The organism is Caldichromatium japonicum (assembly GCF_011290485.1).
Classification (GTDB): domain Bacteria; phylum Pseudomonadota; class Gammaproteobacteria; order Chromatiales; family Chromatiaceae; genus Thermochromatium; species Thermochromatium japonicum.
In genome coordinates this window covers 2,485,816-2,511,721 of the sequence record NZ_CP048029.1, presented here as the reverse complement: position 1 = coordinate 2,511,721, position 25,906 = coordinate 2,485,816, and the positions used below count along the sequence as shown (strand labels likewise).

Genomic DNA, 25,906 nt, shown 5'->3' with positions numbered 1-25,906 from the left:
GGCCCTAGCCGATCTCTTCGGCAAGTGCGTGCAGCAATCGGCGCACCAGCCCAGGCCCGCGGTAGATCAGGCCGGTATAGACCTGGATCAGGTCGGCGCCGGCTGCAAGCTTGGCACGGGCGCCCTCCGGATCCAGGATCCCGCCGACCCCGATGATGACCGGTTCAGGGCCTACCGCCTGACGCACCGCACGCACCAGCTCTGTCGAGCGCGCAAACAGGGGCCGACCCGACAGCCCGCCCGTCAACCCCGGCGGGACATGTTTGAGACCCTCGAGCCGGCTGGTGGTATTGGTTAGGATCAAACCGGCGGCATCAGCGGCGAGCGCAGCGCGCGTACAGGCGATCGCCTCGTCATCGGTCAGGTCTGGTGCGAGCTTAACCAGCAGCGGACGCGGGCGGGTGAGGCGCTGATTCGGACCCTGGATGGCCTCCAGGATCCGTTGGATTTCCTCGACCCCCTGCAGCGCCCTGAGCCCTGGCGTATTCGGGCTTGAGACGTTTACCACGATATAGTCGGCGAACTCGGCGATGGCCTCGAATCCCTGCCGATAGTCGGCGGCGGCCTGAACGAGCGGCACGATCTTGGATTTGCCCAGGTTCACCCCGAGCGGGACCTCGGGCAGACCGCGCGCCCGCAGGCGTTCGAGCCGACGGGCAAGGGCAGCGGCGCCGGCATTGTTAAAGCCCATACGATTGACCAGGGCCTCTTCTTGTGCAAACCGAAATAGACGCGGTTTGGGGTTGCCGGGCTGGGGGAGGGCAGTCACCGTCCCGACCTCGATAAAGCCAAACCCTATCGCCTGCCAGGCGGGGATCGCCACGCCGTCCTTGTCCAGACCGGCCGCAAGACCAATGGGGTTAGGAAAGTGCAGGCCCAGACAGGTGCGGCTGAGGGCGGGCTGATGCGCCGGATCGGTGGGAGCGAGACGCCCTGCAAAGAGCGCCGACCAATGCGCCAACAGCGCCAGGGTCAGGCGGTGGGCCTGTTCAGGGTCAAGGGCAAACAGGAGGGATTTCAAGATCGGCCAAGGCGTGAGGTCGGTCATGGGCATGGTGAGACGCTGTCGATCGGCAAGACAAGGTCCGGGCATTGTCCGAGGCGGTGGTTTCTAATGCTATAGTTTGAGCTTTCTAATCATGAAGCGCGCGCGGAGGACTCATCATGGCGGCCAAGAAGATCCTGATGCTGGTCGGCGACTATGTCGAGGACTATGAAGCAATGGTGCCCTTTCAGATGCTACAGATGGTTGGACACCAGGTCCATGCCGTCTGTCCGGACAAACAACCCGGCGAACGGGTGCGCACCGCCGTGCATGACTTCGAGGGTGAACAGACCTACAGCGAGAAACCAGGCCATTGGTTCGTTGTCAATGCCGATTTCGCCACTGTCGATCCGGCGCGTTACGATGCCCTGGTGATTCCGGGTGGACGGGCGCCCGAATATCTGCGCCTCAATCCGCGCATCATCGAGATCGTGCGCCATTTTGCCGCTGGCGATAAACCGATCGCCGCGATCTGTCATGGCCAGCAGCTCCTGGCCGCGGCTGGGGTCTTGGAGGGCCGCCGCTGTACCGCCTATCCCGCGGTGCGCCCGGAACTCGAGCGCGCCGGCGGGATCTGGTGCGAGATCAATGAGGGGTATTCCAATGCCTATGTCGATGGCAAGCTGGTCACAGCGCCCGCCTGGCCGGCCCATCCCGAATGGATGCGCCGTTTCTTAGAGCTGCTCGGGAGTCGGATCGAACCCTAGACGCGCCCTTGACCATGCCTCAGCGGGTCTTTGTCTATGGCACCCTGTTGCCAGGGGAATGCAACCATCATCTTTTGGCAGGTGCCGTCCATCTCGGCCCCTATCGCACCTCTCCCGGCTTTACCCTCATCTTGCTCGATCATTATCCGGGATTGATCCGGGGCGGGCATCATGCCGTTACCGGCGAGGTCTATCTGGTCAACAGACTCATCTTGAAACGCCTGGATCGGTTAGAGGGGTATCCGAGCGAATATGATCGTCGACAGCTCGCAACCCCTTATGGCAAGGCCTGGGTCTATCTCTACCGCGGTCCAAGCGAGGGGCGGATGGTGATACGCAGCGGTGACTGGCGGGCCTTTGTCGCCGCTTGGCAAAGGCGCAGGCATTCTCAGCGTCTTCCATCGAGCGAGGAGTTCCCATGTTTGAAGAAGGTCGTTTCACCATTGCGCTCAGGCAGCGCGAAGGCTTTCTGATCGATGTGGCCTTTGATTGGCCGCAGGTACCGGATCTGGTAATGGACGAGCCCCCCCCTTTGGGCGGGCGGGAGGGGCCCAATGCCTCGCGCCTGCTTGCAGCCGCCGCCGCGAACTGTCTAAGTGCCAGCCTGTTGTATTGCGTCTTCAAGGAAGAGCCGCCCCCCAACTGTCTGCGCGCCGAGGCCACCTGTATCCTGGTGCGCAATGAGCGCAAGCGTCTGCGCATTGGCGCCCTGGAGGTCCGTCTGATCATCACCGAGCAGGTGGTCCAGGCGCCGCGCTTTGCCCGCTGCAAGGAGTTGTTTGAGGACTTCTGCGTGGTCTCGGCCAGTATCCGCCAAGGCATCCCTATCCGCGTGACGCTGGAAGATACCTCTGGGACGGTCCATCATCGTTCATAGGCGAAGGCCAGCCTGTTGCGCAGGTCGCATGGTCCTTCGCGATGACCGGGCGGTCGGGCCCGAGGCTGTGGCCGAATCCCTCAGCCAGTCTTGTCCAGCCGAGTCGGGCCGCCTTGCCCGCGATGTTTTTTGGAGACGGCCATGGTCCAGCATGATGCCACTGCTGCCGAGCGCTTTGAACGGGTCATCCTGGAGTCGATCGACCAGATCCTGGCTAACCCAGATCCAACTAGCTATCTCATTTGGGCAGGCAGCCGGGTCCCCACCCTGCTGGGTCTATCCGAGTTTGGCTTTGAGCCACAAGAGGGTGAACGGTTGGGTCGTCTGCTCGCCACCCTGATCTGGAATGCAACCCCCTTGCCTACCAATGGCTTTTGCCCTTGCCCGATCGAGCGCCCAGAGGCAGATGAGCCCTGTCCATGCGGTTCGGGGCTGGTCTATGGTGCTTGCTGTGGCGATCTGGACGCCTTGCCGCCCCTGTCCACCGAACTGATCTGGGAGATCTTAATAGAACGGCTTCCCGATGGGACCCTGCGCGCGGCGCTCGATCAAGGCGCTATCCCCGAGCCGCTGCTGGCGCGGGTCGCTGAACGCTGGCTGGATGAAGACCGACCTGGACGGGCTGTTGCACTCCTCGAACCGGTCTTCGTTGGCCCCCTGGAACAGCTCGATGGGCGCTATGCACTGGTGCTGGAGCTGTTGTGCGATGCCTACGACCGGCTCGAACACTGGCGTAAAAAGCTCGCGCTCTTGCAACGGATCTGCGCCGAAGGCCAGCGCGCTCTTCAGTCCACGGCCTGGCAGCGCCTAGGCCTCATGCACCTTGATGCCGCCCAATACGATCGCGCCCATGATGCCCTGACCGCTGCCTTGCGGTGCGATCCTGGCAATCCCAGCATTGCCCTGTTCGAGATTGCGCTCTTGACCGCCCAAGGCCGTGATCTGGCCGCCCGCGAGCGCGCCCGTTTCTGGTTGCACCGCATCCGGCGCTTGGGGCTCGATGTCGAGGAGCTCAAGTCCTTTTTGGAGGCTGCGGTTGCTGATCCGCAAGCGGCCATGCTCGATAGCCAAGCCGTGTCCTTGGACCCGGCCTTGCTGGATCTCCATGACTGGATCGCGGTGGCGATGACCCGCCCGCTGCCCGATTACCGGCCGCGCAAACGCCGGCAGGCAATGCGTGCAGCGCCGGGGTGCACCCAGCCCGACCGCTTCGCCGGATTGCAGGGTCAGGATTCGGCCCCTGAGCTCGAATCTGCCTCTGAACTCAGGCCGCCGCCGGATATCCTGCAAGCGCAGCGGCAGTGGTGCAGCCTTTACCCGCTCGGCAAGCCCGATTCGACCCATCTGGCGCTTGAGGAGGCGCTGACTGCCTGGTCCGATACCGGCTGGCTGGGCCATCTGCTCGACCATCCTGAGCTGGCGGATAGCCTGGAAGTGCTCGACGATCTGGCGACGGCCCTGTATGGGCACCCTGACAGCAGCCTCCCCTGGATCGTGCATGCCTTGCTTTTGCCTTTGCTTGAACGCGCCTGGGCGATCATCGAGCATGCTGCACCCCTTGATGCCGATTGCCGCCTCCCGTGGTCGCTTGCCGCCAACCGCCCGGTCTTGCGCCTATTGTTCAGGCGCTACCTGGCCCAAGTCCAACTAGGTCACACCGCCGAGGCCGTCTTGACCTTGGAAACCCTGCTGAGTCTCAATCCTCAGGATCATCAGGGCGCCCGCGCCGAACTTATGAACCTCTATCTACGCGCCGGTGAGGATGAGCGGGCACTGGAGCTGGCAAGCCGTTTCCCCAATGATCGGCTGGCCGATCTGGCCTATGGGGAGGTGCTGGCGCTCTACCGCCTAGGACGCAAAGAGCGGGCGCGTCGGGTGCTCAGGGTTGCTATCCGCCGTTTGCCGCGCGTCCCAGCCTATTTGATGCGCCGCCGGGTCAGGCGCCCACAACTGAATCCGCACGATGTGACCTTTGGCGACGATGACCAGGCCTGGTTGTATCGCGAGGCCATGCGCGATGTTTGGGTCGCTGAGCCCGGCGTGCTAGACTGGTTGAAACACTGCCTGAACCAAGCTGGTCTCCACTAAGTCTGCAAGGATCGATTCAGATGAGCTCACTCTATCGCATTACCTATTCAGGCCAGCTCATGCCGGGCCACAGCCAACAGGCGGTCGTGACCGAATTGGCGCGCACCTTTCACATGACCGAGGACGAGGCGCGCGAGCTCGTCATCAACGGCGCCGGTCGGGTGATCAAACAGGGTCTCGATGCCGCCCAGGCCCAGCGTTATCGCGATGCTCTGATCGCTGTAGGTCTGGAGATCCTCGTCGATCCGCCCTTGGAGGCGCAGGGCCTGTCTCTCAATAAAGGCCCCTCCCTGACGGTTGATGCCGGCGGGCTCGTACCCCAGGCGCTTCCTACCGGACGCGGCTGGGGCTGGATTGCGGATGCCTGGGTGCTTTTTAAGGGGGCGCCGCTCTCTTGGATCATCGCCATCGTCTTATTCATGGCGATCATCATGCTGGTCGGCCTGATCCCATGGATCGGCTGGATCGCGAGCACCCCCATCAGCACCATCCTGACCGGCGGGCTGATGCTCGGCGCCCGCGCCCAAGAGCAGGGCGATGGGTTCAAGATCGAGCACCTGTTTGCCGGCTTCTCGACCCGAACCGGGCCATTGGCGCTGTTGGGTGTGGTCTATCTGCTCCTCGCCCTGCTCCTTGCCCTAGTGCTCGTCGCGCTCATGATGCTCATGTTAGGCGGCTCGGGCCTGATGTCGCCCGATGCCATGTCCACCCCCGAGCAGATCGAATCCCAGGTCTCCACCATGACGGCCCTGCCCGTTTTAGTGGCCCTGTTGTTTGCGATCCCTATGATCATGGCCACATATTTTGCCCCTGTACTCGTCGTCCTGGACGGGGTCGGTGTCATCGAGTCCTTAAAGCTCAGTTTCCTGGGCTGTCTCAGGAACATTCTGCCCTTCCTGCTCTATGGCCTGATCGCCTTTGTTTTGCTGTTCGTCGGCGCTTTGCCCTTGTTCCTGGGCTGGCTGATCGTGGTGCCGGTCTTGACCATCGTTGTCTATACCGCCTATCGCGACATCTTTCCGGGTACAGCGCGCAATTGATTCTGCCGGGGTCATTTCGGCGCAAGCCGCAATCCAGTCCCTTCAACCAACTGGATACCGGCCTTTGCGAGGATGACCCATCAATCAGCGATTCTTTGGGCGGGGGGATTGGCTCAGGCAGGGAGGACAGGGAGCGCCACTCAAGGGGCATGCAGTCAGCGGCCCATCCGGGAGCGGTTGCTGAGGGCCCGCTTGAGCCAGCGCAGTGGCGCGGTCAAACGCCAAGAGGTCGAGCCGCGGATGGCGGCAAGCTCGCGTTCAAGCCGTTGCACCTCCAACCGCAAGGCGAGTTGTGGCACAGACGACGCTGCGCCCTCGGCGGGCGGGCAGGGGAGGCGCAGGGACTCGGCGAGGTCTTTCAGCCCCTCTTCGCTGTCGAGGCGCAGCCGATCCCACGGCGGAGCATTGAGCGCCTCGCGGCTTAAGACCCGGTATCCCTCAGCGGCCTTGACCTCGGGTCCGAGCGTATAGCTGCGAAAGGCATTGAGCCCGGCGATCTGGCGGCTATAGTCTTGTTGGAGCATCTGGCTTGCAAAACACTCCAGGGCCTGTTTTTTGCGCGCGCTAAGATCCGTGATATCCAGCAAAAGGTTCGGCCACAGGGGGACCCCTACCTCATAAAAGACGAGTTGGATGGGGCGTTCACAGCGTCTGATCGCCTCGGCGCAGGCGAGCGCCAGGTTCAGATGGTCCGGATGGACCTCCCAGCAGGATGGCGCATAGACCAGATCTGCCGGCCAGTCGGCGATCGCCTCTTGGATCTGGGCGATCAGGGGCTCGCCATAGATCAATCCTCGATCCGGCCAGTCCCAAAAGATCGGCTCGCCGTATCCCAAGACCTGGGCTGCAGCGCGCGACTCCTGCCGGCGGGTCTCGATGGGTGGGGGGTGATCTGGGGGCAGCCCAAGGGCACCGTCAGTACAGAGGATCACCCGCACTGGGTCTTGACCTGCAACATGACGCATAATAGCCCCGCCGCAACCCAGGACCTCGTCGTCTGGGTGTGGGGCAAACACCAGAACCCGACCGCGCCCGAGGCGATATTCAACGCGGTAGGGGATGAATTGATGTTCTAAGATGCTCATATCTGCGATCCGTCGGTTAATGCATGAAAAGCCGCAGACCTCCTCAACCGCCAGCCGGTCTAAGTCATCGCATTGTTAGCAAATCGGCTATCAGCCCACATGTGAATACTGTTACGCAAGCGCTCGCGCTTTTCAAAAAGGGTCAACAACAAGAGGCGGAGCATCAGATTCAGGCCATTTTGCAGCGCACCCCCAATGATCTACAAGCATTACAAGCGCTGGGGATGATGGCAGCCCAAACAGGCAGGCTGGATGAAGCGGAACGGCTATGGCGTCGCTGTGTGGAGCTAGCGCCGAATCAGCCGGCAAACCACATCAATCTTGCCAATCTACTCATGGGGTTGGGGAGGATCAACGAGGCGGAGGGGTTTTATCGCCGCGCGATCGCATTGGTGCCGCAAATGCCGGTTGCTCATTACAATTATGGTCGTTGTTTGAGTGCACTTGGCAGATTGGATGAGGCGATACTAGCCTATCGCAAGGCATTGGCATTGCAGCCGGCATTTTTCGAGGCAGGAGTCAATCTCGGATTAGTTCTGTGTGAAAAAGAGGCTTATCAAGAGGCAGAGGAAGTCTATCGCAATCTGCTCAATCATCATCCTGAGACGCCGGAGCTTCGGGTTTATCTTGGAGATATGATGCGATTGCGCGGTCAGCCTGACAAGGCACGCCTGGAATATGAAGCTGTGTTGCATAAATATCCACAGCATCCGCGAGCCCGGCTCTCGCTTGGGTTATTATGGATCGATGAGCATGGCCTTGCCAAAGCTGCTGAATTGATTGAACCGCTTATTAAAGAGACACGCCTGCCCAAGGGAGATGTCTTGGTTGCACTGGCATTATTACGCGCACGCCAAGGTGATCAAAAAACAGCTATCGATTTGCTTTCTGAAGCGATCCGTGCAGGTGCCAATCGTCCACAACATTATTTAACTCAAGCTATTTGGCTTGCGGAAATACGCAACCGCGATCAGGCGCTCGCGGTCTTGGAACAAAGCTTGGCGCTTTTTGGTGATAAGCCACCAGAAATTCTTGGGCAATTGATCGTCAATCAAAGACATTTATGTAATTGGCAGCATTGGGACGAGCGTATCAAGACGCTTGTAGAAAGAATAAAAAATACTGACCGTGCCATCATTTCTCCATTCGTTGCACTATCGATACCGGGTCTAAATTCCGCTGATCTGCTAAAGGTTGCTCGCGCTTTCGCCAAGCGTTTTCAGCCTTGGGTCAAGCAATCAGCAAAACTGCCGCAACGTGTAATAAAAGATATCTCTGTATCAAGAATACGCATCGGTTATCTGTCATGCGATTTTCATGAGCATGCCACGGCCTACCTTACCGCTGGAGTATTTGAGAGACATGACCGCAAGCGGTTCGAGATTTTCGCTTACTCTTGGGGGCCTAACGATGATTCAGCAATGCGCCGGCGTTTGCTTTCGGCATTTGATCGCTTTGTAGAAATAGGGTCACTAAGTCATTTTGATGCAGCTTCGCGCATTCGTGCTGATGGTATCGACATCCTTGTCGATTTGAAAGGTTATACTAGGAACGCGCGTACTGAAATATTGGCACTTCGCCCGTGTCCAATCCAAGTGAATTGGCTAGGTTACCCAGGCTCTATGGGGGCATCCTTTATTGATTATATTATAGTCGATTCTATCACTGTCCCAGAAGATCATGCCTCGTACTATGATGAAAGGCTGGCTTATATGCCTCATGCCTATGCGCCCGTAGATGATGTACCTGTAAAACTCATGACTCCAACACGTGCGGATGCAGGGTTACCAGAAGAGGGGTTTGTTTTTTGCAGTTTCAATAACCCCTATAAGATCACACCGGATATCTTTGACCGTTGGTGCAATCTACTTAAAGACATAGAAGGTTCTGTATTGTGGTTGTTCGCTGAAAGGGAATCCGTTAAGCATAACCTATGCCATGAGGCCCGTTTGCGAGGAATAGCTCCGGAACGTCTAATCTTTGCGTCTAAGGTCTCGCATGAAAAACACTTAGCACGCTTGACTTTGGCAGATCTTTGCTTGGATACCCTACCATACAATGCGCACACAACGGCTTCGGATGCGTTGAGGGCGGGCATCCCTATTCTTACCTGTCTGGGTGAGACCTTTCCAGGACGGGTTGCTGCCAGTCTATTAACCGCTGCCGGTATGTCAGAATTGATCGTTCAGGATCTAGACGCCTATGAGGCGCAAGCGCGTTTTCTCGCCACGCATCCTGATGAACTGATACAGCTTCGCGAGCGATTGAGAGCAGGACAGCATAGATCCGCCTATTTCGATACCGAGCGGTTTACACGTAATCTAGAGTTTCTTTATCAGCGGATGTGGGAAATATACCAATGTGGTCACCCTCCTAGGTTAATAGCGCCAAAATAATTTATAAAGGCAAGATCTAAACATTAATGGAAATCTGTATCTCCTGACATCAGCCACCAACGATTTTTGATCTGTTCAACAGGAGGCCCATCAACCCATATATTAGTCGGGATACTGATATCTGGGTCTTTAACCAACACATCTGGGGTCGCAAAATGTCGGATGTATTGCTGACTAATCCAGCAAAATAGTGAGCTGGACCTCCAGCGTCCTGTCAAACGCCGCGCTTGATCGACGAGTATGTGAATGTGATTTAAAGGGGCGATGAGATCTACAAGCTCAACACTGTCATCCAATCGGCGTAAAATAATAAGCCCTAGAGGGGTTCCCGTGAACCTAGAGCTGACAATCATGACCTCATAGCGGTGCACAGGATGATCGAGATAACGGTAAACCAGGTAATCCCAATCGCGGATAACTACAATTGCCTCATGTAGATCTCGGCTCATCGCCTGCCACAGTTTAGCCACGAGTTTCTGGTTAGCAGCGTGATCCCGCTCGAGATGACGGATGCGGGTATACAAACGGGGATGATCTCTTAGGGCAGACCAACGGAGTTCTGCGATTCTTCCAACCTCAGCATATAAGCCAAGCTTTTCACCAAGACGTTCATGGCGCCCATTAGGGAAACCGAATGGCAGGTCTGCGGGTTGGAGCCCAAGATAGAGTTCCAGCATGGTTGCAGTAGTTAAAAACATCGCGCCTTGCTTGGTCATGACCCCGCGTTCACGTGGATCGACCATGACATCACACATCTGTAGAGCTATGATCGGACGACCAAAATACATCGCCCGCCTGCGGGTGCATCCATAATGAGCAACAAGTCGCTCGCCACGGCGGGCGATGATCCCATGACCGCGTCCTTCAGCATATTTCCAGTGCCACAAGGCTGGATCGATCTCGTTGTCAAAAGCATCCTTAAATAGTTTAGCGAAGTCACCGATATCTGTTTCTTTGAGTTGCTCTAATCGCCAGCGCGGCGGATGAGCCGATTTGCGCAGGATAATAGCACTGTTGATTTGAATGTCATGAGTTGATAGATCAACAGCTTTAAAGCCACAGCGTTCCGCCAATGCATGTGTATAATCAATCTTTCGATGATTAATTTTATCCGTGGGGATATCTTGATCCTGATGAATTATTAGGATCAGCAGCCCCCGTGGGGCTAGACAATCATGGGCTAGATTAAAAAAAGCCAGGGGCAAAAAATGCAAATGGTAGTCAAAAAACAGGAGTGCACCCAAGGAACTATGCGATCGCATCGGATCGCATCGAATAGATAAAGGCAAAGGAAGAGCGCCGCGTTCCATCGCAGCTTTGTCATCATCAGTCAATAATTCAGTTATGACGAGATAACCAGCTTGTTCTAAGCTATAATCAAATCTCTCTGCGCTAAAGCCTGTCACCAATATAGTGCTCGCCGGCAGATCTTTGAGAGATTCAACCCAGTCATTCAACATAGATGCTTATTTCATCGATGGAATCGTCGGAGATTTATGATACCAGTCCCCATCAAGCATGATCCATTGACTAGAACGGCTGCGTATATAGGGTTGATGGAGTTGTGGATATTGATAGGTTAATTCAGCCTTGATCGTAGCTGATTCACCCTCTATCTGGATGTCTTCGATCTTATAGTTAATGAGGCGCCCGCCTGATTGCGTCATAAGGCGATGAAATAAATCAGCGGTCAAGGAACCGTCGCGCGCGCCTGATTGCATACGATAGGCGGTAGCAAGGTCATTGATCTTGAGTGCCGTAAAATAGGCGTTGACCCGCTGCTCAAGACGCGCCCGTGCCTCAGTTGGGCTATCGGCGCAACCCTGGGTAAATAATAGTATCACACTCAAAAACGTTATAATTAAAAAAGGCTTATGAAACATCATGTTCCTTTCCTCATTTAAGATCAGCGCTCGGTCTCTGGGAAGACGCCATGCGGATAGTCATCCTTGAGTTCATCCAATACGATCTCGATCTTGGCTTGCCTGGCTAGATTTTTGACATACTTTTCTTTCGCCTTTTTTTGTTCTTCTATCTGCATTTGGCTGGCGATTGAGTTGCGCACCTCCTCGAATGGGGTAATAACCGCTTCGCGCTCATCGGTAAGCAGGAGGATGTCATAGCCGACGGGGGATTCGAGTACGCCTGTATGCTCGCCGACCTTGAGGTTGCGCAGTGCCTGTTCAAGCCAGGCATTGCCTTCCCGCTTGACAAAACCGACATCGCCCCCTGTCTCGCGGTAACGAGTATTTTCAGTCAATTCAGCAGCGACCTTTGCAAAGGGCTCGCCAGCCTTGATGCGCGCCAGCGCTTCCTCAGCACGCTTGCGGGCGGCCGCTTTTTCCTCTTGGCTATCAGGATCTTTAACCCGGAACTGGATCTGGCTTAAGCGAACAGCAGCGGGGATGCCAAACTCAGAGCGGTGTTCTTCGTAATAGGCGCGCATGGCCTCCTCACTGGGCGGGGGCGGCGGAGGGAAATGTTTTTGGCTAAATTTCAGGAATGCCTTTTTCAGTTCCTCGTTGGTTGGCTCTGCATCAGAACCGATGAGGCCTTCATCGCGCATCGCCTGCATCAACAGATGGATCTCGATGAGTTCGCGGAGCAGCTGGGCCTTGCCGGCATCTGTCGTGGCCTCATGGACACGCGTTGGGTTTTTGGCAAGAAACTGCATGAATTCTTCAACCGTGATCTCGCGGTCATTGATCCGCGCCATCACCACCCGCGGCATCTGTTGCGGCGTGGCGGGACTGGATGTGGCTGAAGGAGGCGGATTATCTTGCGCCCATGTATATGCAATTGCAAATGAAAACGCTGAAACCAGCAGAAGCAACCTCTTGTCCATATAAATAGGCCTCTCAATTCAAGCGACGATCAGCTAAAGCAACGACGGGTCGATCATTTCAATCGATCTTGACGCCTTCGTCAACAAGCTGCTTGGCATGCTCCCAGAGCGGGCCCCACAGGATCACCCCTGATATCTGGTCATGCGTGCGGGAAAAGGCCAGATCAAGCCAGCCGTCGCCGTCGATATCGATCAAGCAGGCCCGCGTGATCGCTTGGATACCTTGTAGCGGGACAGAACGCGATTGGGGTGTTTCCCCTTTCCAGCCCGCAGGGATACGCATAAAGACCACTGCCTCATAGCCGGCAGCAGCAATGTACCCATAACCATCCCGATCCTTGGCGAAATCGAGTTCTTGGATGCCAGTTATACCCCCCGCGCTTCTATGACGGGAAGGAAATTGTATAGGTGCCAAGGCAAATCGGCCCTGGCCATCATTAAGGAGTACATTGATGTCGGTCCGATCGAGTGGGCGTTTGTCGGTTGCGTCTGGGATCAATAGATCGATATCGCCGTCCTGGTCAATGTCGGCGGGGATTACCTTCTCGGGGCGGCCACCAGGATTGAAGCTCCATAGAGGTTCAATGACAGGTTCAGCACCGGGTGGCGGCTGGCGGATGATTGAAACCACATTGGAAAGGGTATTACTAAAAAACAGCTCATCACTGCCGTCGTGATCAATATCAGCTGCAGAGACCGCATGGGCATAGGTCCCGCTGGGGCGGAATGGTAGCTCGGCGCTGCCGCCGAAATGACCGGACAGCGGATCGAAGTCCTTAACGAGGTAGATGGCGCTCTCGGCAAAGGGGGTCAGCGCAATGCCCTTGCCCCAGGCCGGCCAATTAAAAAACGTCCCCGAACGCGGGGCCTTGGCGCCTAGCTCGGCGATCAAGTGTAGATCGCCGTTTCGATCGGGCTCAAAGACCAGCAACCGGTTTACACCCTCTGCGTTCATGATATATAAGCGCCGGTCAGTAGTGAATGGATAACGCATGAGTTCACCAGGATGAAAACCGACCGCATCGATCTGACGGCCCGGTAAGAATTGGCGGGGGGCACGCTGATAAAAAACCTGGGTATAGTTTTGATGATGCGAGGTGAGGGCCAGGTCTGGCCGCCCGTCCCCATCGATATCATCGACCAGCAGGTTGTGCGCTGGCGCCGCAAATGGCAAATGTCCGATCGTGCGCGCAATGACTCTAGATTGCGGCGGTGGCGGGGATTCAGTGGAGGGGGGTGATTGCTCCTGACAGCCGGCCAGAATTGCCAACATCATCGCCGCGGTGAGGGTGCGGGGCATGGCCCTGCCGGCTAACGTCATTTTGTCGTGAAGCCAGTGCATCATGAGAGATCCAAGCTGTTGCATCAACATCCGCTGCACTTAGATGATTCACAAATAAAAAAGCGATGCGCATTGCTGCGCATCGCTTGGTTTGGGCCAGGCGCTCGACTTACTGACGGTAGGTACCGCGCTCGTGACCTAGGAGCATAGTCTGTTCAAAGTATCTGACTGTGCTATTGTCTCTAGCATCCACATTAAGTGTCCAGGACAGTGTGAAGGCTACGCCTGCAGACTCGGGCCGATCGGCATTGGTGTCAACATACTCCGGCAGGTAGTAGGACACGAAGTTGGGGCGAGCCACGCTTGATCCGCCATTGCTGGTATCAGGTAGGCAGAGTGGCTCACGATGATGGGCGAAATAAATATCCCACCACTCCTGCGGAATACCAGTATTAGGCTCAACCGGGTCGATCCAGATCACGTTGAGCTCATTCGGGATACTGACGGTCGCAGAGCAAGCGACTTCCTCCGAATCATAGACATCAACAGCCACTGTAGAATCCAAATTGCGATCAAGCCAGACAACATGCATAGAGGGCATGACACGGCTGAACAGCGGCAGGTCGAAGACTGTGATATCGGGGATGCCGTCGGAGCGATTGGTGCGCATACCACTGATCATGGGCGAGACCTGGGCAGGGATACCGCCTTTATAGACGACATTATCAGCCGGCCCGATGTTCTTTTGACCATTCGCATCGACGCCATACATACCATCCTGCCCATCCGACATCGGCAGAACGGGAATACTGGCTAGGGTAGAGTAACCCAGACCAAACGCGTCGATCTCAAGCCAGGCATCGCCAAACATCGTGAAGTTAGCCGGTTCACCGCGGCGGGCGATCTCGGTCCCAATCACCATGTAGCCAGCTTGGCCATCATAACGTGATCCAGAGGTTTGGGCCTGGGCCCGCCAGTCGATGACAACGACGTCATTTGCAGTCACTGGCAGGGGCTTGTCAAGCCGATGCATGCTCCGCTCATCGAACCAGTACCAGTGGATCTTGGCAACATCCGTCTTGCCCAGGTCAGGGTCGTTCGGGAACAGGGTCGGCCCAGCCTCCGGGGTCGCGCCTGGGTTGGTGGGTGTTGTGTTGGGGGCTACGAAGATATTTGGAACATCGTCGAAACCGATCGAGCCGGGGATACTGACCTGGATGATAGTATTTGCTTCGTAGCCACTGACGTCAGGGGTTGCATAAACAACCAGCGGCACGAGCAGCGCTTCGCCCGCGGAACCCTGGATAACGGCATGCGAGGGCATGCTCATCATGGATAGAGCAGAGGAGACGCTGGCCGCAATAGCCAACTTTTTGAAGTTTTGAGTCATTGAGTTCACCTCTTTAGTCATCGACTTATTGCCAAATCCCACCGACTTGTTGCCAAATACCCGCGACGCTTGTTTCGAAAGACCTTGGATCGGTCGAGGGAATGGACGACCAAGGTGTTACGCGACATGCCTTTTGGGGCGGTTGCAAGACAATTCTTGCAGCATGACGAGGGAAAGTCAACCACAGCAACCTAATTTTGTTGCCCTGTTACATCTGTCGCATTTCTGCACAGAGCGCCGACATATCGCTACCCTCTTGCCGTGCACCACCCTGAGCGCTGGTTACAAGTCAGCATCATGCCCCTTTTGGCTATTTGCTGCAACCCGGGTTGCACAGCGAGGGACAACCGGCGCGTTGTCAAAGCCGTGCTCTGGATCATGCGCACCGGCTGTCTGTGGCGCGATTTGCCAGCCGAGCTGGGCCACTGGCACCGGACATATGTGCGTTTCTCGCGCTGGCGCGAGAAAGGTGTTTGGGAGCGCGTGGCCGCCGCACTGCAAGGCGATGCCGACATGGAGCATCTGTTCATCGACTCGACCATCGTGCGCACCCACTCACATTCTGCTGGCGCCCTAAAAAAGCGGGCCAACAGGAAATCGGTCGCTTGCGGGGCGGGTTGACGACCAAACTGCACGTTGCGGTGGATGCCTTGGGCAATCCGCTGCGCGTCATTCTCTCGGCAGGGCAGGTCGCCGACATCGAGCAGGCCGCGGCGTTGATCCAGGACCAACCGACCGAGTGCGTCATTGCCGACAAGGGTTACGACTCGGATGCCCTTGTCGAAACGGTGACCGCACAGGGCAGCCAGGCGGTCATCCCCCACGCTCCAACCGACTCAATCCGCGCTCGTTCAACCGGCATCTCTACAAAAACCGCAATCTGATCAAGCGCTTCTTCTGTCGCATCCAGCAATTCAGACGCATCGCCACGCGCTACGACAAGCTCGCCTCGTCTTCCCTGTCGTTCGTTTATCTGGCTTGCACCATCGCCTGATTGACTTGATTGAGAATACACTCTACCACTAAAAATTTTTGGCCCATTTACAATCTAAAAATTTTTGGCCCATTTACAATTTAGGGTATGATGGGTGCAAAAAGGCAGGGGTCGCGCGCGAGCCAGTAAGCGACACAGGAGCGGCCCTGTTCCAGCCAGTCAGTTGTAGTATGCAGCCCTATATCGTCGCCGTTCAACTTCCAGTGGTATGCTTCTTGCAAAGGATCTGGGTTGTACCGACATACCAGCCGTTCGATGCCGCGACTCCCTAGATAGCCGCTCAGCAGGATGTCGTCGTGCCAGCGAAAGGCGGACAGGGCGTTGAGGTGATCCCAGATCGCTCGATCAAAAAAACAACGCTTGTAGAGCACGCCACGATAGCCTTCAAGGACATGGACGGGTTGAAAGCGGGCAGACCCCATGGTCGAGGTATTGAGGTGGATGACCCCAGTCGGGGCTGTCGGTTGATCGAGGACCCACCCGGTGAAGCCGAGGGCGTGATCTGGGTACAGATTAGATAGCTCGGCAAGTCGTGCAATTAGCCCGGGCGGATATTCCACGTCATCATCGATCGTCACGATGCGCGTCTCTGGGTCGGTCTCGATGTCCAGGACTGGTAGCAGCTTCATAGCCGGACCTAGGTCGGCGCTGAGGCGCACATCGACACCGGAAAAACAGTAATCCTGCGGCACCTCCTCCCCAAATCGTTCCCGGGGTAACCACAGATAGATTGCAGCGGGTGGCTGAGTTTGCCGCTGGATGGACTCCAAGGTGCGGACGAGGAGGTGCCAACGTTCAGGCAGGGTCGTAAGCGAGACGACGATACGCATCGCCGGCATCTATCTCCCTGATGGCATTAGGCTACGATGGACGAAAATGTCATCAGTACCGATCCGCGCCGTCTTGATGTAGCCATGATTTGCCATGAGGTCGCTAATATTATAGTTGTCAAAGTTGTTCTCAATACAGAAGACGGAAACGGTCAGCCGCTGCCAGGGGAAGGCGCGCATGATCCGCTCCTCGGTGCCCTCGGTGTCGATACTTATGAGATCAACGTGCGTCAAACCGTACTTATCGACAAGCCAGTATAGATCATGTACCTCGACCATGATCCTGTGGATCTCTTGTGGCTGAATATACTGCTCGATCCGCTGGCGGTGCTGCGGCTCGAGGTTGCACTCTAGACCGGACCATCCATAAAAATTGCCCGCGATCTTGATAAAAGGCAGCATCCCATTTTCATCCGAGATGGCGATATTCTCGAGCTGGCAGGCAGGGCGGTGGCGTTTCAACAACGCAAAGGCGTCAGGATTGGGCTCGATGAGTATCCCGCTCCACCCTAGCTGCTGCTCAAAAAATAGGGTATTGCTGTCCAACAAACCATCCAAGGCGCCGAATTCGATGAAAAAGCCATCCCTGCGGTTCGGAAAAAGGGTTTTATGGAGATATTGATCTTGGCCGTGTTGTGAATAGTATTTCATGGGTCCATGCGTCCAAAGAATCGGCTTAAAGATAACTGGATCTTGCGATGATAGGTGGTGATTCGTCCAGCACTACCACACCTGTTTATCAAAGCTCCCCCCATTCGTGGCTAAAGGGCATTGCTTATGTGCTGATGGTTGCGTTCGGAGGCGCGCTCCTCGCGATCCTCGGATTGTGGCTCTACCTTAATATGATTCGCCAATTTAACCCAGATAAGGGAGGGGCTGGTTGGATAAATCTACGCGAAGTGCTCGATTTGTTGATAGCCGACTGGTCTGCGAGTGGCGCCTGGACAGGTCGATCGATCAATTTTAACCAGGGTGGCCTATCCAATCCAAACATTTCTGCGGTTTTGAACGTTGCGCTCTGGATAGGGTTGAGTAGCCTGTTGACCCTGGTGACCCAGCGTGCCCGGCGCTCTACTTGCACATATCGTACCCTCTGCATTGCCTTTATCCTGGCAGGTTGGCTGGCGTTGGATCTCAGATGGCAATTTGACTTATGCAACCGCGCCCAACGAAGCATTGGGCTCTATGCGGGTGTAACCGAACCAGAGCGGCAAGCGGTCGGACCGGATCGTGCATTTTATCCGTTTATCCGAGATGTCCTTGCCCACCTACCGCCCCAGCCTGCGCGTATCTTTATCATCACGGAGCAGCCAGCGAGTGCTCTCGTTGGCCGGGTGCGCTACCATATGCTCCCGCATATCACCTCTCTGGGCCTGACAAGCCTGCCACACCTCACTCAAAGCAGGAGTAATGATTATGTCTTGGTTATCACACCCGTTCAACAGGTGCGTTACGATCAGGCTCGCAAACGTCTCATCGATGGCCAAACAGAGTGGCCAGTAGAGCCAGTTTTTAACTCTCGCCTCGGCAGCCTCTTTCGCGTTCAGGTTGATGGATTATGAGCTTATCATGGCTTGCTGTAGGTTTAATGTTGTTGCTGCCCTGGATATTAGCCAGTCTTTGGTTACGTACCCTATGGTGCAAATGCGATCCTGGTGTTTTGCCATTGGTCATCGGTTATGGCTTTATGCTAGCGATGTTTGGCGTTTCTTTAGTCCTTTTTATCACAGGTTTAATCGGGATGCGCCCAGCCATATGGCCTGTCATGGTGATCCTAGTGTTAGTCGCTTTGGGTAGTTGGGGGCGATTGCGAACCTGGTTTTCGCTACGTCAGCGTTCAGACGACAGGCCGTCAGCTAAACCAACGATTTGGTCGAATATACTTTGGGCTGTTTTAATTGTTTATCTTATTGTTCGTTTTGTCGCTCTTGGTATTGATCTCGTATTACAGCCGATTATCGCCTGGGATGCATGGACGACCTGGATCTTTCGCACCAAGGCGTGGGCCGAGACGGGCCAATTTGTTGAATTTATATCTCTCGATGCTTGGCTTGCGGACCAGACTGGATCAAACAATTATCCCCTGCTTGCTGCTGACTATCCACTGGGGGTGTCTTTGATTGCCTTATGGCCTGTGCTGGCTTATGGTGAGTGGAATGAAACAGCAGCAAGCCTCCCGTGGATGGCATGCGCTATTGCCATCGGATTCGGATTTTATGGGCAAGCGCGTCTTTGGGGTATATCGCCAATTGAAGCATTATTTTTTACTTATATCTTGTTCTCCTTGCCCCTGTTAAATATACATATCGCCTTACCTGGTTACGCAGATATTTGGCTCGCTGCAGGTTTAAGTTTGTCTGCCATTGCTTTCTTTCAATGGGCCAGGACAGGAGATAAGCGCCAACTGATGCTTTGGTTGGCCTTGGCATTAGCCTGTTTGATGTTTAAGCGCGAAGCCGCTGCCTGGATTATGCTTTTCATACCCGCCATGATAGTGGCTCGCTTATCCAAACCTTGGCAGATTAGATTAGTCAGTGTTGTTCTGTTGTTTTTATTAGTTAATTTTTTGATTGGCGTCATAAAAATAGACATGCCATTCATTGGCGCTTTCTCACTGACACCTAGCTTGATCGAAGCGCCTTGGATTGGTCGTTTTGAATTAAATTACTATAATAATTGGCCGGCAGTGTGGCGTCATCTGTTCGTCTATGATAATTGGCATTTGCTCGCCTATTTATTGTTGTTTGCTGTGATAGCCGTTTTCGTGCGTATGTTTCGCTTGGGCGTTCCAAGTTACTTTAAGGCCCAAATAGTATTTGTTTTGGGCAGCTTGGTCCTGCTTTATGTTTTGTTTTTTTTGACAGGTGCGCATTTGTGGGCTGAGAAGGCAACGAGCATCAACCGATTGATATTACACTTCGTGCCTGTTTACGTTTTTTATATCATGACCTCCTGGCATCTCTATTGGCAGCCATCAAATGATGTTGGCTTAAATTTTTCTGGCGAATCTTGCAAAACCGGAGAGTGATTGATTTTTGCAACGCCGCTGTTATCCAGATTCGTGGGGTCGATCACTAAACATTGAGATGGCGTCTGCCAACCTTCGGGTGATTCATAGAGTACCCTAAAATGTAAAGGGTTTTTCCGATACATCGGGAAGTGCCCTGACCGTGGTACAAAAATTTTGGCTGCCCCTGGTTCTAACAGGAAGCCCCAACGACCTTCAGGGTATGGCCCAAGGTCCCATGTTATTGTTCCTTTTTTTGGATCGTAAACTATAGAAAATGATAAGGGTGTGTCACGCAATTGGCAATTATGTGTATCTTGTTTAAAAGGCTTTAATATGCCCTCATGATACATAAGGGTTTTATCCTTTAACTCTAATTTACATAAACATGGGTCATAACATATCCTGGGCGCTTTGCGATGGATTGATTGATGTTCGCGAATCCAAGCTAATCCTGTGTAAAACCAATAAGGCCCTATGGGATAAACTAGGGTTTGATCTGTATCTGCCGTCAGCATAAATTGCCCTTCTTGATGGTAACGTTCGATCCAATCGCGATCACCCCAAGTTTTGCTATTAGCAACTGATTGAATGTTAAGTCCTATCCAAGATAACCCAATAACTAATACGATTATGCGCGTTATTCTGCCTTCCTGTCTGATAGCATGCAAGCTAATAGCTCCAATGAGGGCAACAAAAGCAGCAGCCAATATCATCATGCGCGGAAGCAAAATGCTGGAAACTGCTACCAAAGGCGCCATAATAACGGCGCCACTAATTAGTAGCCCCGCGAATCTATAGAAGCCAGCCTTATTTTTATAGATATAAACTAAACATACCAAAAAAGATGCGGTTATTAGTAATAAATGCAATGGGCTTTTTATTCCCAGTGCCTCGGCTGTTTTTATTGCAAAATACTCGATACTGCTTGGGTTGCTGTCATATAGATTTCCATATCCGCTTAGGATATTTGCTGGTTTGAGCATATGGGTTCGCCATAATGTATAAAGACCAGCAACGCCGAAGAATGGTATCATAAGGCTTAGATGTCTTTTAGGGCCTCCATTTTTTGTCGACCATGGCAGTAAGACCATTATAGGCACATAGATTTCTTTGGAAGCACATGCCAGCGCATAAAAAAACAGACTAGGTAAAACCAGAATCAGTTTTTTTTCCTCAAATGCTTTTGAGTAAAAAAGAAACATTATTGCAGAAAACAGTAAACCATCTAGGTAGTGTCTTGTCATCAGTTGCTGAATAATCGTTGCGATTGGCAATGAAGTTATAAATATGGCCAAGGTTATGGTTGCAATCATCGCCGAAAAATAGCGAATCAGCAAAAAGTAGCAGATCAAAATAATCGCACATAACGTCAGTAGATGATGAACATAGTATCCGCTTGGCTCAAGATTGAATAGCTTAAAATCGATTGCAAGAGAGAAAATTAAAAACGGGGTGAGGTTATTTGGCATATATGTGCGCCATGTATTTGAATCGATAAAATTATCTATGATTGGGTATTCCATGATATGACGCAGGATTGATGGGTCATCTTCGATCCACCAAGATTGCAGAATAGGGTGATATAATGCAAATGTTATTGTTAATAGCAAAAATAAGAAGGCGATATTTACGCCGATCGTTTGGGTTGCCCAAGTTTTATTGATTTTGTCCCATGCGTTAAACTTGAAGCTGATGGCTATTAGGGAGGTGGCGATAAAAAGATATGTTAAGAAAAATCTGGTAAAGGCCCCTGTTATTACCGTAATGAATATTATGCTAATAATGACTGATATTATCAGTTTTACTTTTGGCAATCTTGAGATGCTTAATGTTTCAGGTTTGCGGACTGTCATTTATTAACTGCTTGATCTAATATTTTTGCATAAACATAGTTGACTTTTTTGGCGACAGCATCGATGCTAAATCTTTTATAAAGAGCTTTTTTGCCTTTTGCACCAAGCTGCATTAGCCATTTTTGATCTTTGGTCACTGAATAAATGGCCTGGGCCAGGGCGATTGAGTCACCCGGCGCAACGGCTACCCCATGTCCCACCTGGCGGATGAGCCAACCGACGCCGGACCCTGGGATATCGCTGACCACTACAGGTTTAGCAAAGCGCATTGCCTCAAGCTGCACCAGACCGAATGCCTCGGTGCGTTCAAGAGAGGGCAGGGCCAAGAGGTCGCAGCTCGCAAGCAAGGCCTGGGTGAGCGGATCGGGTTGATGGCCTAAGAGCTGGACGCGCCCCCCAAGGCCAAGGGATGCGACGAGATGTGAAAGCGACCTTGCCAAGGGGCCAGCGCCGACGATGAGCAGGCCGATCTCGGGTTGATGGGCGACAGCACGGATCAAGACCTCATGACCTTTGTAATAGGTCAGGCGACCGATCGCCAGTACCCGCCAAGCCTGGAGGTGATCAATGCTTGCTGGGCGCACCCTCTCCCATAGACCCTCAGCCAAACGGCGGCTTTCTGGATCTGGATCAGCTAGGCGGTCTGGGTCAAGACCCAAGGGGATAACGGTACAGCGTGCGCGCCAGGGGGCCAGCGGTTGGCTTGAGTCCAGATAATCGGGCGAGGTGACGATGATTTGGCGCGTGCGCGCCAGCAGTGCCTGTTCAAGGGGTCGATAGGCGGTATAAGCCAGGCGCAGGCGCCGATCGAGCTGCGAGGCCACCACATCCGCATGCCAATGGACGACCCATGGCAGACGGCGCGCCGCAGGCAAGGCCAAGGCCCAAAACGCCGAGGTATTGGGCAGATGCAGATGCAAAAGGTCCGGCTTGAACTGCTCGATGACACGCTGTAGCCATAGCGGAAAGGCAGGGCTTAAAGGGGCATAGAGCCACTGACCAAGGGTCGGGGCGCGATACACCGGCAGATCGCCCTCTCCCTTTGGCCACAGGCCGCGCCAGCCGGCGCGTTCATGATGGATCAAGGCCGCCACCTCGATCCCCTGGGCAGCGAGTGCCGGCAGGAGATCGGCCAGAAAATACTCCACCCCTCCCGGATGGGGCGGGAAGTATTTGCCAAGATGCAGGACGCGCATCAGGATTGACTCGCCTTGCGAACTGGTCTGGGTTCGGCGGGGGTCGTGGAGGATCGGTCAGCCTCATGGATCGGGGCATCTCCGGCTGATAGCTGGCCGGTGCTTGGCTCAGGAGTGGAGCAGCGATCCGCTGATGCCCGCTGATGGGCGCCTGCGCCGGTATCCGAGACGATAGCGACATCCTCTGGAGGCAAGCGCCCCTCAATCAGCGCCAGACGCTGGGCGAGGCGGCGGATGCGGCGCTCTTGGCGTGAGCGCTCCAGGTCCATGGTCAGGATCTTGATCAAGAGTAGGGCAAAGCCCAAAAGCACCGCCAGGATGGGGGGATAGCTGACCCCGAGATAGCGCGCGAGATAGTCGATGATCCCGGGAAACAGACCCAGGACCACGACCACAGCTGCGGTTCCGATCCACCAAATGGCATAGGGTCCATGTAGATGATCGCGCCGCACCAACCAGAGGATCGTGGTGGCGAGCAGGACGCCGATCAACATGGAGGTCATTTGATAGGTCATGGGAAGATCCACGAGTCATGGGAAGATCCACGAGGATGGCTTAGGGGCGCAGATGGGCGTCGTTTGGCCCGCGATCAGGGTCATTTGCGCCCATGCCCCACCCGGGCCAGGCATAATACCGTGGTTTGCAGCATATAGGTGCCCACTGTCCACCAGGATCTGAAGATCCGTGAGATCCCTTGCATACGTGGTTGCATCAGGACAGGGACCTCCATGACCCGCAGACCGTGACGGTGCAGCAATAAAAGTACCCCGACGTCTTGATAATCGAGCAGGGTGGCATCGCGCCCGGCCAGCAGTTGGATGGCCCGCGTATCATAGGCGCGAAAACCCGAGGTGATGTCCTCGATGGGAAGGCCGGTGAGCCAGCGGAAATAACGCCAAGCGAGCCGCCGAGCACGGCTGGCGCGTGCGGGAAAGGCCCCGATCACCACATTAGCTCGACCTGTATGGATGGGTTCGAGGAGGTCACCGATCGCCTCGGGCTCGTGTTGGCCGTCTGCATCAAGGGTCACGGCCAGGCGGTACCCGAGCCGTTGGGCGTAACGCAATCCTGTCTGAATCGCCCCCCAGGCACCGAGCTGAAGCGCCAGGGGCAGCACTCTGGCTCCGGCACTGTGCGCCTGCTGAACTGTAGCATCTGTACTACAGTCATCGATGACCACCACTGGATATCCCCAGCGTCGTCGCGCTGCCTGCACGATGGTACCGACAGTTGCCTCCTCATTATGGGCAGGGATCAGGATGACAGCCTCGGGTCCTGGGTCGTCAACAAGCGGCGCGTTGCGCGGATGCTGCATGGGCTGCGCATCTCGCTTGGAGGACTGCCATGCTTGGCTCTTGCGCATCTTTTTGCCGCGATTGGCTTGATCCGATGATGGATTGGGATACACTTCCACTGTTGGTTTATCAGAGGCGGCACAGTGCTTGAATCTGGCGCCACGCTAGTCGATCGCGATGCGGGATGCCCATTGGTCCGGGGAGATCAAGCGTTTATTGCAACATGTCGCGTTTGAACAATCCCGGGTGGACGGCGAGGCTGGATTCCACAATATCATAGCGCAGGTTTAGCGGCGGAGGTTTTGATGAACACTCGATTGCAATGGACAGTTGGTCTGGCTTGCCTATTGCCCTTTGCGGCAATAGCCGCTTCGCTCGGTACAAATCCAGCGGCCGATTATTGTAAAAGCGATCGCGAGACCAGTTATGCCCAAGGCTATGCCGCGGGTCAGGCAAACGGCTGGAACCTCGGCCATCAGGCAGGGCATGACTTTGGGGTCCGACAATGTGTGGCTGAGCCTCTGCAGTTTGGGGTCACCCTGGCCTCAGTGATCCCGGCCGCGACCTTCGGCGAGACCGAACCGAATGATAACTTCCTATCGGCTGACTCACTCGTCCAGGGCACCAATTTCTGGGGTCAGCTCTATAGCCTTTCTGACCAGGACTGGTATTACACCCAAACCACCGTCGCCAATCAAAACATCCTGGTCACCTTTTCGGTCCCGGCCTGGCTCTCCAATGTCGATCTACAGCAGGGCAAGCCGGCAGTGTGGAATATCTCGATACGCGATGCGGCGGGCAATGTCTTTGCCAACTATAACACCAATATCACCGGTGCCATCGATTCCTATGACCGGGATCGTGAGACCTTCTATTCGATGACCTATAGCGTCACCGCCGGATTGGCGGGGACTTACTATGTTGTTATCAGGCCGGTCAATGACCCCACCTTGTGCGGTCAATCGTGTCAGTATGTGACGGCCTATCCCTATTCAGTGGCCGTCGTCGTTCAGGATTCCCCGCTCCCCGGCAAGCAACCCATCGTTGGCTTTTATGACGCCGAGATCGAGCCAAACGACACACCCAGCCGTGCCAATCCCTTGGCGACGGGTGTGACCATGTATGGCCTGATCAGCCTGACTTTTAATACACCTATCCCTAACCCTACTACGGATGGTAACCAAGACAAGGCCGTCTGGGGCCAAGGGGAGAACGACTGGTTTGTCTATAAGAGCAATGGCAATGAGATCGCCACCCTCAGCTTCTGCGAGCGCGAGGCCTGCGGTCCAGGCAATTGGTCGATTGAGCTGTATGATCAGGCGACGGCTAATCGCTGGGAGGCGGGCGAGCCACGTGAAAACCTGCGCCCGCTCTTTTCGATCAATACGGATACCACCAATGATCCAAACGCCGTTTATCGCATCGGTCTGCGTGATCCGGGATATTATTTAATGAAGGTCAACCATAAACGGCTCTTTACCGCGATTTGTCTGAATTATCGGTTCATCTCTAAAATCGAACCGAGCGGCTTTGCCGATGCTTGCCAATGTGATGGGGGTGAATTGAACTGTTACATCCCCATCGAAGGGGATTCTAATCAATGCAAACAGCTTGGATTAGAGTGTACAAATAAGATGGTCGGCTGTATCCCAGGTGTGGATCCTGGCTGCTTTGTGGCGGATGGATTAAACGGCAGACCGAAATATCCGACAAACTGTACTGTGGATGGGGGTGGGGAAGGCACGGTGGCGTGCCAGACCTACCAGGTCTCGGCCCGCTGTAGTTGCAGCCAATATGGCGGTGAGGTCGAGGTGCCGACGAATGCCTATACCAGCCCCTACAACCTCACCTGGCATGGTACCCAATTGCCGCCCAGCACCATCGACTCCGATGCCTATGATGACTTCTTGAAACGGCCCAACCCCTATCAATAGGCAGGATACCGCCGCGAGCGGCCGCAGATCGCCCCCTCT

At 54.8% G+C, this 25,906-nt stretch carries 24 protein-coding genes and 1 pseudogene; 12 read left to right on the top strand and 13 right to left on the bottom strand.

Features of this window, described 5'->3' with window-relative positions; all coding sequences use genetic code 11:
- Positions 1-4 precede the first annotated feature (4 nt).
- Positions 5-1,048 carry a quinone-dependent dihydroorotate dehydrogenase gene (locus tag GWK36_RS12220; protein ID WP_166272701.1) on the bottom strand — a complete coding sequence of 348 codons (1,044 nt, stop codon included), beginning with the start codon at positions 1,046-1,048 and terminating at the stop codon, positions 5-7.
- Between the two features lie 116 nt (positions 1,049-1,164).
- Here GWK36_RS12220 and GWK36_RS12215 point away from each other — a divergent pair, with 116 nt between their 5' ends.
- The 5 genes from GWK36_RS12215 (at position 1,165) to GWK36_RS12195 (ending at position 5,757) form a co-directional block, all read left to right on the top strand.
- Positions 1,165-1,752 carry a DJ-1/PfpI family protein gene (locus tag GWK36_RS12215; RefSeq protein ID WP_166271458.1) on the top strand — a complete coding sequence of 196 codons (588 nt, stop codon included), beginning with the start codon at positions 1,165-1,167 and terminating at the stop codon, positions 1,750-1,752.
- Positions 1,753-1,766: 14 nt separating this feature from the next.
- Positions 1,767-2,225: a gamma-glutamylcyclotransferase family protein gene (locus GWK36_RS12210; RefSeq protein WP_166272699.1), complete on the top strand. Its 459-nt coding sequence runs from the start codon at positions 1,767-1,769 to the stop codon at positions 2,223-2,225.
- Positions 2,171-2,629 (top strand): OsmC family protein, encoded by a 459-nt coding sequence (locus tag GWK36_RS12205; RefSeq protein ID WP_166271456.1) that lies wholly within the window; start codon positions 2,171-2,173, stop codon positions 2,627-2,629. Before GWK36_RS12210 ends, GWK36_RS12205 begins: the two co-directional genes overlap by 55 nt.
- Before the next feature lie 141 nt (positions 2,630-2,770).
- On the top strand, positions 2,771-4,717 hold the full coding sequence (locus GWK36_RS12200) for an SEC-C metal-binding domain-containing protein (RefSeq protein ID WP_166271455.1): 1,947 nt from the start codon (positions 2,771-2,773) through the stop codon (positions 4,715-4,717).
- A 20-nt stretch (positions 4,718-4,737) separates the two neighbouring features.
- Positions 4,738-5,757, top strand: a complete 1,020-nt coding sequence (locus GWK36_RS12195; RefSeq protein ID WP_166271454.1) for a BPSS1780 family membrane protein — start codon at positions 4,738-4,740, stop codon at positions 5,755-5,757.
- 155 nt (positions 5,758-5,912) lie between these two features.
- Here GWK36_RS12195 and GWK36_RS12190 read toward each other — a convergent pair whose 3' ends face one another.
- On the bottom strand, positions 5,913-6,842 hold the full coding sequence (locus tag GWK36_RS12190; RefSeq protein WP_166271453.1) for a PIG-L deacetylase family protein: 930 nt from the start codon (positions 6,840-6,842) through the stop codon (positions 5,913-5,915).
- A gap of 101 nt (positions 6,843-6,943) precedes the next feature.
- Between GWK36_RS12190 and GWK36_RS12185 the strand changes: the two genes are divergently transcribed.
- A complete protein-coding gene (locus GWK36_RS12185; protein ID WP_166271452.1) occupies positions 6,944-9,238 on the top strand; it encodes an O-linked N-acetylglucosamine transferase family protein in 2,295 nt (764 codons plus the stop codon).
- A gap of 23 nt (positions 9,239-9,261) precedes the next feature.
- Here the strand turns inward: GWK36_RS12185 and GWK36_RS12180 are convergent, their stop codons facing one another.
- From GWK36_RS12180 to GWK36_RS12160, 5 genes are all read right to left on the bottom strand, one after another.
- Positions 9,262-10,698 carry a GNAT family N-acetyltransferase gene (locus GWK36_RS12180; RefSeq protein ID WP_166271451.1) on the bottom strand — a complete coding sequence of 479 codons (1,437 nt, stop codon included), beginning with the start codon at positions 10,696-10,698 and terminating at the stop codon, positions 9,262-9,264.
- A gap of 6 nt (positions 10,699-10,704) precedes the next feature.
- Positions 10,705-11,124, bottom strand: a complete 420-nt coding sequence (locus GWK36_RS12175; RefSeq protein WP_166271450.1) for a hypothetical protein — start codon at positions 11,122-11,124, stop codon at positions 10,705-10,707.
- Between the two features lie 20 nt (positions 11,125-11,144).
- Positions 11,145-12,083: a peptidyl-prolyl cis-trans isomerase gene (locus GWK36_RS12170; protein ID WP_166271449.1), complete on the bottom strand. Its 939-nt coding sequence runs from the start codon at positions 12,081-12,083 to the stop codon at positions 11,145-11,147.
- A gap of 58 nt (positions 12,084-12,141) precedes the next feature.
- Positions 12,142-13,257, bottom strand: a complete 1,116-nt coding sequence (locus GWK36_RS12165) for an FG-GAP repeat domain-containing protein (RefSeq protein WP_166271448.1) — start codon at positions 13,255-13,257, stop codon at positions 12,142-12,144.
- A 277-nt stretch (positions 13,258-13,534) separates the two neighbouring features.
- Entirely contained in the window at positions 13,535-14,776 is a 1,242-nt protein-coding gene (locus GWK36_RS12160) for a hypothetical protein (protein ID WP_210756777.1), read from the bottom strand.
- A gap of 276 nt (positions 14,777-15,052) precedes the next feature.
- Between GWK36_RS12160 and GWK36_RS12155 the strand changes: the two genes are divergently transcribed.
- The 3 genes and pseudogenes from GWK36_RS12155 to GWK36_RS16145 all read left to right on the top strand — a co-directional run bounded on the left by GWK36_RS12155 (position 15,053) and on the right by GWK36_RS16145 (position 15,749).
- Complete coding sequence (locus tag GWK36_RS12155) at positions 15,053-15,376, top strand: transposase (RefSeq protein ID WP_210756776.1); 324 nt, start codon at positions 15,053-15,055, stop codon at positions 15,374-15,376.
- 20 nt (positions 15,377-15,396) lie between these two features.
- Positions 15,397-15,519 (top strand): annotated as a pseudogene (locus GWK36_RS16150) (IS5/IS1182 family transposase); the annotation flags it as partial.
- Positions 15,495-15,749 (top strand): transposase, encoded by a 255-nt coding sequence (locus tag GWK36_RS16145; RefSeq protein ID WP_425482758.1) that lies wholly within the window; start codon positions 15,495-15,497, stop codon positions 15,747-15,749. The pseudogene GWK36_RS16150 and the gene GWK36_RS16145, both read left to right, overlap by 25 nt.
- An 80-nt stretch (positions 15,750-15,829) precedes the next feature.
- Here GWK36_RS16145 and GWK36_RS12145 read toward each other — a convergent pair whose 3' ends face one another.
- Positions 15,830-16,588 (bottom strand): glycosyltransferase family 2 protein, encoded by a 759-nt coding sequence (locus GWK36_RS12145; RefSeq protein ID WP_166271444.1) that lies wholly within the window; start codon positions 16,586-16,588, stop codon positions 15,830-15,832.
- On the bottom strand, positions 16,589-17,230 hold the full coding sequence (locus tag GWK36_RS12140) for an FkbM family methyltransferase (protein WP_166271443.1): 642 nt from the start codon (positions 17,228-17,230) through the stop codon (positions 16,589-16,591).
- Between the two features lie 47 nt (positions 17,231-17,277).
- Between GWK36_RS12140 and GWK36_RS12135 the strand changes: the two genes are divergently transcribed.
- Complete coding sequence (locus GWK36_RS12135; RefSeq protein ID WP_166271442.1) at positions 17,278-18,141, top strand: hypothetical protein; 864 nt, start codon at positions 17,278-17,280, stop codon at positions 18,139-18,141.
- Positions 18,138-19,607 (top strand): hypothetical protein, encoded by a 1,470-nt coding sequence (locus GWK36_RS12130; RefSeq protein ID WP_166271441.1) that lies wholly within the window; start codon positions 18,138-18,140, stop codon positions 19,605-19,607. Before GWK36_RS12135 ends, GWK36_RS12130 begins: the two co-directional genes overlap by 4 nt.
- On the opposite strand, the gene GWK36_RS12125 is transcribed toward GWK36_RS12130, so the two are convergent.
- The 4 genes from GWK36_RS12125 to GWK36_RS12110 form a co-directional block, all read right to left on the bottom strand.
- Complete coding sequence (locus GWK36_RS12125; RefSeq protein WP_166271440.1) at positions 19,541-21,442, bottom strand: hypothetical protein; 1,902 nt, start codon at positions 21,440-21,442, stop codon at positions 19,541-19,543. The genes GWK36_RS12130 and GWK36_RS12125 overlap by 67 nt on opposite strands.
- Positions 21,439-22,638 carry a glycosyltransferase gene (locus GWK36_RS12120; RefSeq protein ID WP_210756775.1) on the bottom strand — a complete coding sequence of 400 codons (1,200 nt, stop codon included), beginning with the start codon at positions 22,636-22,638 and terminating at the stop codon, positions 21,439-21,441. Before GWK36_RS12120 ends, GWK36_RS12125 begins: the two co-directional genes overlap by 4 nt.
- Complete coding sequence (locus GWK36_RS12115; protein WP_166271439.1) at positions 22,638-23,153, bottom strand: DUF2304 domain-containing protein; 516 nt, start codon at positions 23,151-23,153, stop codon at positions 22,638-22,640. Before GWK36_RS12115 ends, GWK36_RS12120 begins: the two co-directional genes overlap by 1 nt.
- A gap of 80 nt (positions 23,154-23,233) precedes the next feature.
- Positions 23,234-23,953, bottom strand: coding sequence for a glycosyltransferase family 2 protein (locus tag GWK36_RS12110; protein ID WP_166271438.1), 720 nt, complete (start codon positions 23,951-23,953; stop codon positions 23,234-23,236).
- A 285-nt stretch (positions 23,954-24,238) separates the two neighbouring features.
- Between GWK36_RS12110 and GWK36_RS12105 the strand changes: the two genes are divergently transcribed.
- The gene (locus GWK36_RS12105; RefSeq protein ID WP_166271437.1) at positions 24,239-25,867 is read left to right on the top strand and encodes a hypothetical protein; all 1,629 of its coding nucleotides are present in this window, start codon (positions 24,239-24,241) and stop codon (positions 25,865-25,867) included.
- Positions 25,868-25,906: the final 39 nt, after the last annotated feature.